The sequence below is a fragment of the Thiobacillus denitrificans genome, assembly GCF_001530125.1.
Classification (GTDB): Bacteria; Pseudomonadota; Gammaproteobacteria; order Burkholderiales; family Thiobacillaceae; genus Thiobacillus; species Thiobacillus denitrificans_C.
Window position 1 is genome coordinate 133,348 of record NZ_LDUG01000033.1, and the last position, 13,718, is coordinate 147,065.

At 61.9% G+C, this 13,718-nt stretch carries 15 protein-coding genes; 1 reads left to right on the forward strand and 14 read right to left on the reverse strand.

Translation table 11 applies throughout. The features are described 5' to 3' along the window. Positions 1–5 precede the first annotated feature (5 nt). The 14 genes from motB to clpS form a co-directional block, all read right to left on the reverse strand. Positions 6–938, reverse strand: coding sequence for a flagellar motor protein MotB (motB, locus tag ABW22_RS12030; protein ID WP_059756889.1), 933 nt, complete (start codon positions 936–938; stop codon positions 6–8). A 49-nt stretch (positions 939–987) separates the two neighbouring features. Continuing rightward, positions 988–1,848: a flagellar motor stator protein MotA gene (motA, locus tag ABW22_RS12035; protein WP_059756892.1), complete on the reverse strand. Its 861-nt coding sequence runs from the start codon at positions 1,846–1,848 to the stop codon at positions 988–990. A 155-nt stretch (positions 1,849–2,003) separates the two neighbouring features. Continuing rightward, a complete protein-coding gene (locus tag ABW22_RS12040; RefSeq protein ID WP_059756895.1) occupies positions 2,004–2,762 on the reverse strand; it encodes a class I SAM-dependent methyltransferase in 759 nt (252 codons plus the stop codon). Between the two features lie 22 nt (positions 2,763–2,784). Further along, positions 2,785–3,336 carry a flagellar transcriptional regulator FlhC gene (gene flhC / locus ABW22_RS12045; RefSeq protein WP_059756899.1) on the reverse strand — a complete coding sequence of 184 codons (552 nt, stop codon included), beginning with the start codon at positions 3,334–3,336 and terminating at the stop codon, positions 2,785–2,787. Positions 3,337–3,368: 32 nt separating this feature from the next. Then, positions 3,369–3,686 carry a flagellar transcriptional regulator FlhD gene (gene flhD / locus ABW22_RS12050; RefSeq protein ID WP_059756902.1) on the reverse strand — a complete coding sequence of 106 codons (318 nt, stop codon included), beginning with the start codon at positions 3,684–3,686 and terminating at the stop codon, positions 3,369–3,371. 258 nt (positions 3,687–3,944) lie between these two features. Beyond that, positions 3,945–5,366, reverse strand: coding sequence for a mannose-1-phosphate guanylyltransferase/mannose-6-phosphate isomerase (locus tag ABW22_RS12055; protein WP_059756905.1), 1,422 nt, complete (start codon positions 5,364–5,366; stop codon positions 3,945–3,947). A gap of 22 nt (positions 5,367–5,388) precedes the next feature. Further along, a complete protein-coding gene (rfbD, locus tag ABW22_RS12060; RefSeq protein WP_059756908.1) occupies positions 5,389–6,294 on the reverse strand; it encodes a dTDP-4-dehydrorhamnose reductase in 906 nt (301 codons plus the stop codon). Continuing rightward, positions 6,276–6,818: a dTDP-4-dehydrorhamnose 3,5-epimerase gene (gene rfbC / locus ABW22_RS12065; RefSeq protein ID WP_059756910.1), complete on the reverse strand. Its 543-nt coding sequence runs from the start codon at positions 6,816–6,818 to the stop codon at positions 6,276–6,278. Before rfbC ends, rfbD begins: the two co-directional genes overlap by 19 nt. Further along, positions 6,818–7,702, reverse strand: coding sequence for a glucose-1-phosphate thymidylyltransferase RfbA (gene rfbA / locus ABW22_RS12070; RefSeq protein WP_059756913.1), 885 nt, complete (start codon positions 7,700–7,702; stop codon positions 6,818–6,820). Before rfbA ends, rfbC begins: the two co-directional genes overlap by 1 nt. Before the next feature lie 2 nt (positions 7,703–7,704). Beyond that, the gene (rfbB, locus tag ABW22_RS12075) at positions 7,705–8,766 is read right to left on the reverse strand and encodes a dTDP-glucose 4,6-dehydratase (protein WP_059756915.1); all 1,062 of its coding nucleotides are present in this window, start codon (positions 8,764–8,766) and stop codon (positions 7,705–7,707) included. An 8-nt stretch (positions 8,767–8,774) separates the two neighbouring features. Continuing rightward, positions 8,775–9,719: an EpsD family peptidyl-prolyl cis-trans isomerase gene (locus ABW22_RS12080; RefSeq protein ID WP_082708787.1), complete on the reverse strand. Its 945-nt coding sequence runs from the start codon at positions 9,717–9,719 to the stop codon at positions 8,775–8,777. A 157-nt stretch (positions 9,720–9,876) separates the two neighbouring features. Further along, the gene (locus tag ABW22_RS12085) at positions 9,877–10,476 is read right to left on the reverse strand and encodes a hypothetical protein (RefSeq protein WP_157648625.1); all 600 of its coding nucleotides are present in this window, start codon (positions 10,474–10,476) and stop codon (positions 9,877–9,879) included. 157 nt (positions 10,477–10,633) lie between these two features. Then, complete coding sequence (gene clpA, locus ABW22_RS12090; protein ID WP_059756922.1) at positions 10,634–12,889, reverse strand: ATP-dependent Clp protease ATP-binding subunit ClpA; 2,256 nt, start codon at positions 12,887–12,889, stop codon at positions 10,634–10,636. Continuing rightward, positions 12,890–13,198, reverse strand: a complete 309-nt coding sequence (clpS, locus tag ABW22_RS12095) for an ATP-dependent Clp protease adapter ClpS (protein ID WP_059756925.1) — start codon at positions 13,196–13,198, stop codon at positions 12,890–12,892. It abuts the gene before it with no gap. Between the two features lie 307 nt (positions 13,199–13,505). On the opposite strand from clpS, the gene ABW22_RS12100 reads away from it, so the two are divergent. Next, on the forward strand, positions 13,506–13,718 hold a 213-nt coding region (locus ABW22_RS12100), incomplete at its 3' end, for an EAL domain-containing protein (protein WP_237763334.1).

Below are 13,718 nucleotides of genomic sequence, written 5' to 3' on the forward strand. Positions count from 1 at the left end.
GCGGATCAGCGTGGTGGCGCGCTGTCTTGCCCGGATTCGCTGCTTGTTACGTCCTCGTCACTAGCGGTATTGCCGGAGGCTTGCTTGGTCACCGCTTCTTCGGTGCGCTTGTTCATCACGATGATGCTGATGCGGCGGTTGACCGGGTCGCTGGATTTGGCGTCCTTGAATGGCACCGATGCGGCCAGTCCGACCACCCGCAGCATTTTCGCTTCGTCCATGCCGCCGGCAATCAGTTCGCGGCGCGACGCATTGGCGCGGTCGGCCGACAGTTCCCAGTTGCTGTAGCCGCGTCCCGCATTGCCATACTGAACGGCATCCGTGTGGCCGGAGAGGCTGACGCGGTTCTGCACATCGTTCAGCACCTTGCCGATCTCGCGCAGGATGATCTTGGTGTAGGGTTGCAGCTCGGCGCTGGCCAGATTGAACATGGGGCGGTTCTGTTCGTCGACGATCTGGATGCGCAGGCCTTCATTGGTGATGTCGATCAGCAACTGTCGCTTGAACTGCTTCAGGGTGGGGTTGGCCTCGATTGCCTGTTCCAGGCTTTTTTTCAGCTGCTTCAGCTTTTCCGCCTCACGGCGTTCCAGTTCGGCCTGCGCCGCCTTCAGGTTGTAGGATTTCTTCTCGGCTTCGGTCTCGCCTTTCTTCACCTGCCCGGCCTTGCGCGTGAGGTCCGTACCGCCGCCCTTGATGACGCTGGAGCTGTCGCCGCTACCGGAACCCCCTTGCATGGCCACCTTGAGTGGTGTCTTGAAATAGTCCGCAATCCCGCTCAGGTCGCCCTTGGCGGTCGAGCCCAGCAGCCACATCAGCAGGAAGAACGCCATCATCGCGGTCACGAAGTCGGCATAGGCGATCTTCCACGCCCCGCCGTGATGGCCGCCCACCACCTTCCTGATGCGCTTGACGACGATGGGCGCTTTTTGCTCGCTCATTTATGCTCTATGGGTATGAGATGGTTTTATGCAGCGCGGGCAGCGAGTATCAGCGCGATTTCGCGCCCTTGACGTGCTCTTCCAGCTCGCTGAAGGAAGGCCGCTCGGTCGAGAACAGCACCTTGCGCCCGAACTCGACCGCAATCGCCGGCGCATAGCCGTTAATGCTGGCCAGCAGGGTAACCTTGACGCACTGGAACATCTTGGTCGATTCGTGGAGCTTTTGTTCAAGCAAGCCGGAAAGCGGGCCCACAAAACCGTAGGCCAGCAAAATACCGAGGAAGGTGCCGACCAGCGCGTGCGCGATCAGAATGCCCAGTTCCGCCGGTGGCAGGCCGACCGACTCCATGGTGTGGACCACGCCCATCACCGCCGCGACGATACCAAAGGCTGGCAGGCCGTCACCAAGCTTGGCGATGCAATGCACGGGCACCTCGCCTTCGTGATGGTGGGTTTCGATTTCGTTGTCCATCAGGTTTTCGATTTCAAAGGCATTCATGCTGCCGCTCACCATCAGCCGCAGATAGTCGGTGAGGAATTCGACGATGTGGTGATCAGCCATCACCGTCGGATATTTCTGGAACAGCGGGCTGTTCTCGGGCGAGTCGACATCGGCCTCGACCGACATCAATCCTTCCTTGCGAATCTTGGTGAGCAGTTCATACAACAGCGCCATCATGTCCATGTAGGACGCACGCGTGTATTTTGTTCCCTTGAGAACAGTGGGCAACGCCTTCAGGGTGGCCTTGATGGACTTGGCATTGTTGCCGACCAGGAACGCGCCACCCGCGCCGCCGCCAATCATCAGCAATTCAACCGGCTGCAGCAACGCCGCCAGATGTCCGCCCGCCAGCGCAAAGCCGCCGAAGACGGTGATCACCACGACAATATATCCAGCAATGACTAGCACGTCAGTCTGTTCCTTTTGATTGATTCACCGGGCGGAAGCGGTCCCGCCCTACCCCGGTTTTTTAAGCACTCAAAGCCAGGGCTCTCAGCATGAAGATTCGACCGGATCGAAAGAAACTTGATGGCGCGGCGTGAGTATTTCCGCGTGACGACCCCTTACATCCGCCACGCATACAAGGTGTGACGGGCACCTTCAGCCAGCGTCACCACGTGATCCGGCGGTCGGGTGTCGACCGCAAACGACAGGCTGATGAACAGGCAGCCGCTGCGCATCTGGGCTTGTGCCTGCCGCCACAGGTCGGGCATGGCCGCGGGCGAGAGAAAAGCAAACACCACATCGAAATCGGCCAGGTCGAGGGTCGTGTAATCGCGCCGCATGAAGCGCACCCGGCTGCGTTTGAACCCGGCGCGCAGACGGCTAATGAGCCAGGGGGCCGGGGCCGTTTCGGTGCCGTAAAAAAGGCCCTGCGAAAAAAGCGGCGCCAGATATAAGGGCACCCCACCCAGCCCGCTGCCGAGGTCGATGAAGCGGAACGCCTGTGTTTCAGGCAACAAGGAGGCCACGGCCTGCCAGGCTTTGCGGTCGGACAGATACAAGGGCACCCGGGTGCGGAAGCTGCTCCAGTAGAACAGCACCAGCAGCAGGAAGGCCGCCAGATAGACCCAGGCGGGCACACTTGCCTGCAGCGCCAGCAGGATGGTCGGCAAGAAGCCGAAATGCAGTGGGGGCCACCAGGCAGGTTGACGCCAGAGAAAGCTCAGCCCGGCTGCGATCGCCCCCTGGACGAGAGCGAGTTGCCACAGGGCGGGTTGATCCGAAAATGGATTTTGCAGCAGAGGGTTCAACAATGCAGCCAGCAGCAGGGCAATGCACTGGATGACAAGCGACTGGAGGCTGACCGGCAGGCGCGTCATCACCGGACTAGCGGAAAAACGGTCAGGCGGCGGCGGTCAGTTCGATCTGGGCCATCTTGGCCTTGCGGGTTTTGCCGGCGCGCGCAGGCACGTTGCACAGGCCGCACACATACTGGTCATGCAGGTCGTCCGGATGCACCACGAAGTGGCCGCCGCAGCCGCTGCAGACGGCGGTTTCGAGCATGCGGCTTTCGAAGAAGCGGTTCAGGGTCCAGGCACGGGTGAAGCTCAACACGCCTTCGATCTGGTTGGTGTGCAGATATTCCTGATACAGGCGGTAGCTTTTGAGCACCGCTACGATGCCGCTGCAATCGCTGTTCTTGGTGAGGTAGCGATGAATGTTGATGAACAGCGAGGAATGGACGTTGGGCAACCAGGTCAGGAACCAGTCGGTCGAAAACGGCAGCATGCCCTTGGGCGGCGAAACGCCTTTGACTTCCTTGTACAGCTTGAGCAAGCGTTCGCGCGACAGCGTGGTTTCGGATTCCAGCACCTGCGGGCGGGCGCCGAGTTCGATCATTTCGATCGCCAGCTGGGTGTCGCGCATTTCGGTCAGCAGACTTTTCTTGCTCATTGGGACACGCCTTCTTTTATTGTGCGACGGAATCAGGCAAAGGCTGCCACAGCCTGGCCCGCCATCAGGATAGCGGCGTGGGACTGCGCCATGGTGCGATCCTTGGTGTAGCTGGTCAGCATGTTGAGCACCATGCCGTCGTCGAAGCGGAAGCGCGACACCATCATGCCGGATGCGGCAAGCTTGAGAATTTGTGCGGGGGTCAGCGCCTTGATCAGCTCGGCGACGTCCTGGCTGATGCCCAGACGAAAGATGGCGGTCGCTTTATCGTGCTGGATCATGCTTTGCGCCAGCATCAGGTAGTTGAGATTGACATCGCGCATTTCGTCCAGCATTTCGTCCATTTTCATTTGCGTGTCCTTACTTCGTTGAACTTTTTTTCGATTTCACACTTAAGTCAGTGTGGTGAATTCGTTATCGGATGACACCCGACAAAGTTAACGTGGACTAGCGCTGTATTCTCGGACGGAAATTGTCGACTTCTTCTGTCGGCGTTTGTCTTACAGAAAGCCCCTGTGTATGCCGCTGATGCCGGGCGGATACCAGGGCGCAATAAAATTAAACAAGCAATAACAGGCGCTTGTGGCAAAGGCAGGCGGAACAGCGCCTCAATTGCGCTGGTAGACATCCTCGAAGCGCACGATGTCGTCTTCACCGAGATAGGTGCCCGACTGCACCTCGATCATGTGCAGGTCTATCTTGCCGGGGTTTTCCAGCCGGTGCGTCGTGCCCAGCGGAATGTAAGTGGACTGGTTTTCGGTCAGCAGCATGATCTCTTCGCCGCAGGTGACGCTGGCGGTGCCCGACACCACGATCCAGTGCTCGGCGCGATGGTGATGCATCTGCAGGCTGAGCTTCTCGCCCGGCTTGACCATGATGCGCTTGACCTGGAAGCGCTCACCCTCGTCGATGCCCTCGTACCAGCCCCACGGGCGGTAGACCTGCTTGTGGACGAGGTGCTCGCAACGCTGCTCGGCCTTGAGGCGGTCGACCAGCTTCTTCACGTCCTGCACCTGGTCCTTGTGCGCCACCAGCACCACGTCGGCGGTTTCCACCACCACCAGGTCCGACACGCCGAGCATTGCCACCATGCGGGTTTCGGCGCGGACGAAGTTGTTGCGCGCGTTTTCCAGCATGACGTCGCCACGGGTGGCGTTGCCCTGCTCGTCCTTCACCGCCACGTCCCACAATGCCGTCCAGGCGCCGATGTCGTTCCAGGCGATGTCGGCCGGCACCACCGCAGCGCGGCGGGTCTTTTCCATCACTGCATAGTCGACCGACTCCGACGGGCAGGCCTCGAATGCCACCGGGTCCAGTCGCACGAAATCGAGATCGGGCGTGGCAGCATCGAGCGCGGCGCGGCTGGCGTCCAGAATGTCCGGGCGCAGCGCCTGCAGCTCGTCGAGAAAATCCGATGCGCGGAACAGGAACATGCCGCTGTTCCAGAAATAGTCGCCGGAGTCGACATACTGCTGCGCGGTGGACAGATCGGGTTTCTCAACGAACGCCGCCACCTGGTGCGCGCCGGCGCTATCCGCCAGCGGCGCGCCCCGGCGAATGTAGCCGTAACCGGTTTCGGGGGTGGCGGCGACGATGCCGAAGGTGGCGAGGTGGCCGTTCTGCGCCGCCCGCGCCGCTGTGAGGATGGCCGCATGAAACGCCGCCACGTCGCCGATCAGATGATCGGCGGGCAGCACCAGCATCAGCGCGTCGGGGTCGTCGCGCGACAGCATCAGCGCAGCCACGGCAATCGCTGGCGCGGTATTGCGGCCCACCGGCTCCAGCACGATGGCGCGTGGCTGCGTGTCGATCTGACGCATCTGCTCGGCGATCATGAAGCGGTGCTCGACGTTGCACACCATCAGCGGCGCGCCCATTTCCGGCATGTCCGCCAGACGGCTGACGGTATCCTGCAGCAGGCTGTGGTCGCTGGCGAGCGGCAGCAGCTGCTTGGGCAGGGCCGCGCGCGACAAGGGCCACAGGCGGGTGCCCGAGCCACCGGAAAGAATGACGGGGTGAATGATGGTCATGTCGTGTGTCCTGTTAAAAATATCATTTTATCGATTGCGGAAAATCCTGGTCCAGACACAGGGCCAGCGCGGTTTCCCAGTCGGGCAGCCGCACCCCGAAGGTCGCTGCCAGCTTGTCGCCGTCCAGTTGCGAGTTGGCCGGACGCGCCGCCGGCGTGGGATAGCCGGCGGTCGGGATCGCGGTCAGGCAAGCCAGTTTCGCGTCCGTGGCAGCAAGGTGTGCCCGGATCGCTGCGGTAAAGCCGCGCCAGCTGGTGCGTCCGCCGCAGCTCAGATGATAGATCCCGGACGTTGCAATTTGATCGGGTCGATCCAGCCAGCGCACAATCACCAAAGCCGTTGCCTCGGCGATCAGGCGCGACCAGGTCGGCGCGCCAAACTGGTCGTCGACCACCGCCAGGGAATCGCGCTCGCGCAGCAGCCGCTGCATGGTCAGCAGGAAATTGCGCCCGCGCAGGCCGTAGACCCAGCTGGCGCGCAGGATCAGGTGCGGCGCGCCGGCGCGCGCGACCGCCTGCTCCCCCGCCAGTTTGGTCGCGCCATACACGCCCAGTGGATTCGGCGCGTCCGCTTCCGTATAGGCAGCGGACTTGCGCCCGTCGAACACGTAATCGGTTGAAAAATGCACCAGCGGAATCCCGCGCGCCGCCGCAGCCTGCGCCAGCTCGCCCGGCGCGGCCGCGTTGATGGCGTGCGCCAGGTCGGGCTCGGACTCGGCCTGGTCGACCACTGTGTAGGCGGCCGGGTTGACGATCAGGTCCGGGGCGATCGCGTCCACCGCGCGGCGGATGCCTGCCGTGTCGGCCAGGTCGAGGCGGCTGCGATCCACCGCGATCACCTCGCCCAGCGGCGCCAGCGTGCGCTGCAACTCCCAGCCCACCTGGCCGTTGACGCCGGTGAGCAGGATCCTCACGCGAACACCTCGCATTCGACGAGCGGCAGGCCGGCCTGGTCCTTGGCGGACAGCAACGACGCGCCGTCCAGCGGCCAGGCGATGTCGAGTGCCGGATCGTTCCACAGCAGGCAACGCTCGAACTGCGGCGCGTAATAATCAGTCGTCTTGTAAAGAAACTCGGCGTAGTCGGACAGCACCTGAAACCCGTGGGCAAACCCCGGCGGGATCCACGCCATCTCGTGCGTCTCGGCCGACAGGCGGAAGGCGGCGACGCGGCCGAAGTGCGGCGAGCTGCGACGCAGGTCCACCGCCACGTCGAACACCTCGCCCGCTGCCACGCGCACCAGCTTGCCCTGCGGCTGGCTGATCTGGTAATGCAGGCCGCGCAGCACGCCTTGCGCGGAGCGCGAGTGGTTGTCCTGCACGAACTCGGCGTCGATGCCGAGTTCGGCGAAGGCCTTGCGGTTGTAGCTTTCGAAAAAGAAGCCGCGCGCGTCGCCGAACACCTTGGGACGCAGCAACAGCACCTCGGGATGCTGGGTTTCGATTACCTGCATCAGAACACCCGGTCGTTCAGCACGTCGATCAGATAGCGCCCATAGCCGTTTTTCATCAGGGGCTGCGCCAGCGCTTGCAGTTGGGCAGCGTCGATGAAGCCCTGGCGGTAGGCGATCTCTTCCGGGCAGGCGATTTTCAGGCCCTGGCGTTTCTCGATGGTCTGGATATAGAGCGCCGCCTCGATCAGCGAGTCGTGGGTGCCGGTGTCGAGCCAGGCCTGGCCGCGTCCCATCACCTGCACATCGAGCTCGCCCCAGTCGAGGTACTGGCGGTTGACGTCGGTGATCTCCAGTTCGCCGCGCGGCGACGGTTGCAAGGCACGCGCGACGTCGATCACCCGGTTGTCGTAGAAATACAGGCCGGTGATGGCATAACGCGACTTGGGCTTGGCGGGCTTTTCCTCCAGGCTGACCGCGCGCCCGGCGGCGTCGAACTCGACCACGCCGTAACGCTCGGGGTCAGTCACAGGATAGGCGAACACGGTGGCGCCGTGCGTGCGCTGCCCCGCCGCCTGCATGTCCTGGCTCAACTCGTGGCCGTAGAAAATGTTGTCGCCCAGCACCAGGGCGCAGGGATCGGTGCCGATGAAATCGCTGCCGATGAGGAAGGCCTGCGCCAGCCCCTCGGGCGCATCCTGAACGGCATATTGAATATTGAGCCCCCACTGCGCGCCGTCGCCCAGCAACTGCTCGAAACGCGGCGTGTCCTGCGGGGTGGATATCAGCAGGATGTCGCGGATCCCCGCCAGCATCAGCGTGGTCAGCGGGTAATACACCATGGGCTTGTCGTACACCGGCAGCAGCTGCTTGGAGACCACCTGGGTGATGGGATACAGCCGGGTGCCGGAGCCCCCGGCGAGGATGATGCCTTTGCGTGTAGTCATGTCTAGCGTGCTGCGTAATTCTCCGAAACCCAGTTGCGGTATTCGCCGCTGGTGACGTGGGCCACCCACTCCTGATTATTCAGATACCACGCCACCGTCTTCCTGATCCCGCTCTCGAAGGTCTCGGCGGGCGTCCAGCCGAGTTCGCGCTCGATCTTGGTGGCATCGATCGCATAGCGCTGGTCGTGGCCGGGGCGATCCTTGACGAAGGTCATCAGGCTGGCGTGCGGCGTAATCGGCGAGCCGGGATGCAGCTCGTCGAGGATGGCGCACAGCGTCTCCACCACCTCGAGGTTGGTCTTTTCGTTGCAGCCGCCGATGTTGTAGGTCTCCCCCAGCCGCCCGGCCTCCAGCACCCGCCGAATCGCGCTGCAATGGTCGCTGACGTACAGCCAGTCGCGGACATTGCTGCCGTCGCCGTAGATCGGCAGCGGCTTGCCCGCCAGCGCGTTGTGGATGACCAGCGGGACAAGTTTTTCTGGAAACTGCAGCGGCCCGTAATTGTTCGAGCAGTTGGTGGTCAGCACCGGCAGGCCGTAGGTGTGATGATAGGCGCGCACCAGATGATCCGAGGCGGCTTTCGACGCCGAATATGGGCTGTTCGGCGCAAACGGCGTGGTTTCGGAAAACGCCGGATCGGCGGGACCAAGCGAGCCGTACACTTCGTCGGTCGACACGTGCAGGAAACGGAACGCCGCCTGCTCGTCTGCAGGCAACCGCGACCAATGCGCGCGCACCGATTCCAGCAGCTTGAAGGTGCCGACCACATTGGTCTCGATGAACTCGCCGGGGCCCTGGATGGAGCGGTCAACGTGGCTTTCGGCCGCGAAATTGACCACTGCGCGGGGGCGGTATTGCTGCAGCAGCGCATCGACCGTCGCGCGGTCGCCGATGTCGCCCTGCACGAAAACATGCCGCGCGTCGCCGCGCAACGGCCGCAGGTTCTCGAGGTTGCCCGCATAGGTCAGCTTGTCGAGGTTGACGACGGCTTCATCGCCCACCGCCAGCCAGTCCAGAACGAAATTGGCGCCGATAAAACCGGCGCCGCCTGTCACCAGAATCATAGGAGGAATTAGTTGGCAGGTTTTTCTTCGGCTTTGTCGCTCGCAGCTTTGTCGCTCTCGACTGTGTCGCCGGCAGCCTTGTCGTCTTCGGCTTTTACTTCGGCAGCGGGCGCATAGCCGGTTGCATACTCGACTTTGGCAGCTTCGCGCAGCTTTTTCAGATCCGCCGCCATCAATTCCTTGCGTTTCTCGGCCATCAGGGCCCGCTCGATGGCGTTATGCGCCTGTTCCAGCGAAGCAGGCTGCGACTGGCTTTCCTGCAGCTGCTGAACCAGCACATGCCCGGGGCGTCCCGGCAAAATCGTCACCTGGCCGTCCTTCATCTGGCTGAGGCGACCCAGCAAAGGTGCCGGGATCTGTTCGGCCGGCTTGACAGCCATGGCGGTCTTGCCCTCGATGCCCTGCTCCTTGATCCAGTTGACGAAATCGCCCATGGAATGGCTGCTTTTGAGTTTGGCCTCGACTTCGGATATGCGCGCTGGATCCAGTTTCAGTTCAAGTTCCTGGATGCGGTAAATCCGCCGCTCGGAAAAAAGCTCGGGATGCTGGCTGTAATAATCGGCGATCTCGGATTCAGAGGGTTTCGCAACATCCCTGAAGCTGCGCTCCGCATAAGTCTCCGCCAACACCTGGCGGCTGGCCTGCGCCATCGCAAATCCAACCTCGGGCTCCTTGTCCAGTCCTGCACTTTTGGCGGCCTGCGCCACCAGACGCTGATCGATCAAGGCCTGCAGCACCCGGGGTTTGGCCTCGGCTGCCTGCGTCTCGTCCAGCTCACCCAAACGGGAAAGTGCCACGTTCAACTCGGCTTCGCTGATCTTGTCTCCCCCCACCGTCGCCACGGTTTCGCTTTTCACGGCTGGGGCGGTCGCGTCAGTGGCGGGTTTTTCACAGCCGGACAACAACACGGCGAGAGCGGTCAGGGCAATAAACGTCGCATGGCAGGGTTTCATATGCACTCCAGTTAGCAGGATGGGTGCCGTATGGTGCGGGATTCAGCCGCATTCAGCAAGTCAGGATACCGCCCGCCATGCCGGCCGGCAGCATGTGCTCGCTGTTGACTTCCTTGCCTGCGCCCGGTTTGCCGGGCGCAGCTCACCCATTCAAGGCTTACAGGCCATCCTCAGCCATTCCTCGCGGACCCGAAGATTGACGGGCTTCCCTCAGCGCCCGGGCCGCTCTCTCCTTCGCGGTTTCCCTCGGAGCGGCATCAGCCATCCCTCGCGGGCCGGCAGATTGACGAGCTGCCTTCAAGGCTATGGCAGATCTTTCCTTGGCGGCCTGTTCATCTTTCACGCGCTGCATCGCCAGGGCCACCTGACGATCACGCGCAGCCTGCTCCGCCTGTTTCGCGGCCAGTTCCGCCCGTTTCGCGGCCTCCTGACGGGCCTGCGCCTGGGCGGCTTCCCTGGCCTGTCGCTGCCTGGCTTCCTGGGCCTGTCGCTGCTCGGCTGCCTCCTTGATCGCCTGCTGGCGCGCCCGCTCGGCCCCTCTCTTACGTTCCGCTTCCTGTTGCGCCTTCTGCGCTTCCATGCGGGCTCGCGCTTTCTTGAGATCTTCTTGCATCTGGGCGCCGGTCTGGCGGATGCGCTCGCCAGCTTTCGCCAATTCATCACCGGAAACGGCCGTGTTCTCGGCCGCATGGACACAGACCGGCAATAGGCTAAACAGGGTGACAACAGCAAAACGTGATGCGTGGTGGAGGTTCATTGTTATTCCTTCCGTCTGGGCGAATGTGCCACAGGCGCGGTATTCCCCCATCTCCCCGGCATTCATGAATACATGAAGCCGGAAACAGGATCAGTTACTGAAATACACGCCTGCTGCTTGTTCGCTTAACGACCACACACGCAAAATCTTTACGGCATTACGCTGGAACCGCCTCTTCAAACTCCAGGCAGACCTTTTGGTTGGCGTCGATATCGATGGTCACCCGCCCACCGCGCGCCAGTTTGCCGAACAGCAGTTCATCGGCCAGCGCCTTGCGGATGGTGTCCTGGATCAGTCGCGCCATCGGCCGCGCGCCCATCAGCGGATCGAAGCCATGTTTGGCCAGATAGGCTTTCAGCGCGTCGGTAAACACCGCCTCGACTTTCTTTTCGTGCAACTGCTCCTCCAACTGCATCAGGAACTTGTCCACCACTTGCAGGATGATCGGCTCAGAGAGCGACGCAAACGGAATGATCGCGTCGAGACGATTCCTGAACTCCGGCGTGAACATGCGCTTGATTTCGCCCATCTCGTCGCCGCTTTCGCGCGAGTTGGAAAAACCGATCGATGCCTTGTTGAGCATTTCCGCCCCCGCGTTGGTCGTCATGACCAGCACCACGTTACGGAAATCGGCCTTGCGCCCGTTCGTATCGGTCAGCGTGCCGTGGTCCATCACCTGCAGCAGCACATTGAAAATATCCGGATGGGCCTTTTCGACTTCATCAAGCAAAACAACGGCATAGGGATGCTTATTAACAGCCTCCGTCAATAGTCCACCTTGGTCGAAACCCACATAGCCGGGCGGCGCGCCGATCAGCCGCGACACCGCATGGCGCTCCATGTATTCCGACATGTCGAAGCGGATCAGTTCGACACCCAGCACATAGGCCAACTGGCGCGCGACCTCGGTCTTGCCAACCCCGGTGGGGCCGGAGAACAGGAAGTTGCCGATCGGTTTCTGGGGATTGCCGAGGCCGCTGCGCGACATCTTGATCGCAGTGGCCAGCGCATCGATGGCCACATCCTGGCCGAACACCACCGCCTTCAGGTCACGATCCAGCGTCTTCAGCGAGCTCCTGTCGTCGGACGACACGGTCTTGGGCGGGATGCGCGCGATCTTGGCAATGATGTCCTCGATCTCGCGCGGCGTGATCGTCCGTTTCTGCCTGGATTTCGGCAGGATGCGCTGCGCCGCGCCCGCCTCGTCGATGACGTCGATCGCCTTGTCCGGCAGATGGCGGTCGTTGATGTAGCGCGCTGACAGCTGCGCCGCCGTGGTCAGCGCGGCCGCCGTATATTTGACGCCATGATGGTCTTCGAAACGCGATTTCAGGCCGCGCAGGATCGCCACGGTTTCGTCGACCGAGGGTTCCGGTACGTCGATTTTCTGAAAACGCCGCGATAAGGCGTGGTCTTTCTCGAAAATGCCGCGATATTCAGTGTACGTGGTCGCACCAATGCAGCGCAGATTGCCCGACGACAGCGCCGGCTTCAGCAGGTTGGACGCATCGAGCGTGCCGCCGGACGCCGCCCCGGCACCGACCAGAGTGTGAATTTCGTCGATGAACAGGATCGCCTTGGGATTGTCGGTCAACTGCTTCAGCACGCCCTTCAGGCGCTGCTCGAAATCGCCGCGGTATTTGGTGCCGGCGAGCAAGGCGCCCATGTCCAGCGAATACACCGTGCTTTGCGCCAGGATGTCGGGCACCGCGCCTTCAACGATGCGGCGCGCCAAGCCTTCGGCAATGGCGGTCTTGCCCACGCCGGCCTCGCCCACCAGCAAGGGATTGTTCTTGCGCCGACGGCACAGGGTTTGGATCACGCGCACGAGTTCCTGTTCGCGCCCGATCAGGGGGTCGATCTTGCCGGCCAGCGCCTGCGTATTCAGATTCTGCGCAAAGCTGTCGAGCGGCGAAGCGGCAGGCGCATCGGTATAGGGCTCGCTGGGCTCATCCGCGCGCGGCAACGGTTCGCCCTGCGGAGTCTTGGTGATGCCGTGCGAGATGAAATTGACGATATCGAGCCGTGTCACCCCCTGCTGGGTGAGGAAATACACCGCATGCGAGTCCTTTTCGCCGAATACCGCCACCAACACGTTGGCACCGGTCACTTCCTTCTTGCCGGACGACTGTACATGCAGGATCGCACGCTGGATCACGCGCTGGAAGCCGAGCGTGGGCTGGGTATCAACCTCGCCCTCGCCCACCATCTTGGGCGTGTGTTCCTCGATGAACGAACCAAGCTGTTCGCGCATGAGTTCGATATTGGCACCGCACGCGCGCAGCACTTCCACCGCGGACGGATTGTCCAGCATGGCCATCAGCAGGTGTTCCACCGAAATGAATTCGTGGCGCTTCTGCCGGGCATCCATGAATGCCATATGCAGCGTGACTTCGAGTTCCTGGGCAATCATCTAACTTTCCTCCATCGTACATTGCAGCGGATGCTGGTGCTGCCGCGCGAAATCCATAACCTGTTCGACCTTGGTGTTGGCGATATCCCTGGGATATACCCCGCACACGCCTACACCCTCAGTATGGACTTTGAGCATGATTTGTGTCGCCCGTTCTTCGTCGATGCCAAAAAACTTCTTGAGGACATGCACCACGAATTCCATCGGGGTGTAGTCGTCGTTCAGCAGCAGCACCTTGTACAAGGGCGGCGGCTTCGCTTTGGCCACAGACGGTTCAAGTAGGGTACTGCCTTCTCGCTTGGTTGCCATAGCCCGAATAAGCCTGAATTACTGGCTTTATTTTGATGTGATGGGAGGAATTTTCAAGCCCGCTGGAAGTAGGGCCAAAGCATCAGTTGGATGCACGGGGCCAAAGGCAGAAAAAGAGGTCGTCTCGCCGCGTTGCATCCCACTACCGCGGGTTCGACGATAAATTCAGTGTAACAGTTTTCCTTCTCGGCTTTTCCTGTAGGAACTGTTCTACGTTCAGGTTGAATGACCCTCGCGCCTCATCCCCCGTCACACGCACGCAACACTTCCCGCCTATCGTCCCCGGTCAGCACTCCCCCAACCCAGCATGAGGCACGAAGAAATGCGCCAGCATCTGCAAGACATTCTGGCCAACGCACGGCTGGTCACCCTGCTGCAGCCCGTGCTCGACCTGGTCGAAGGGCGGGTGATGGCTTACGAGGCGCTGTCGCGCGGGCCGTCTAACAGCCCGCTGCATGCCCCGGAGGCGCTGTTCCGCGTCGCCGCACAACACGGCTTGCTGCCGGCGCTGGACTGGGCC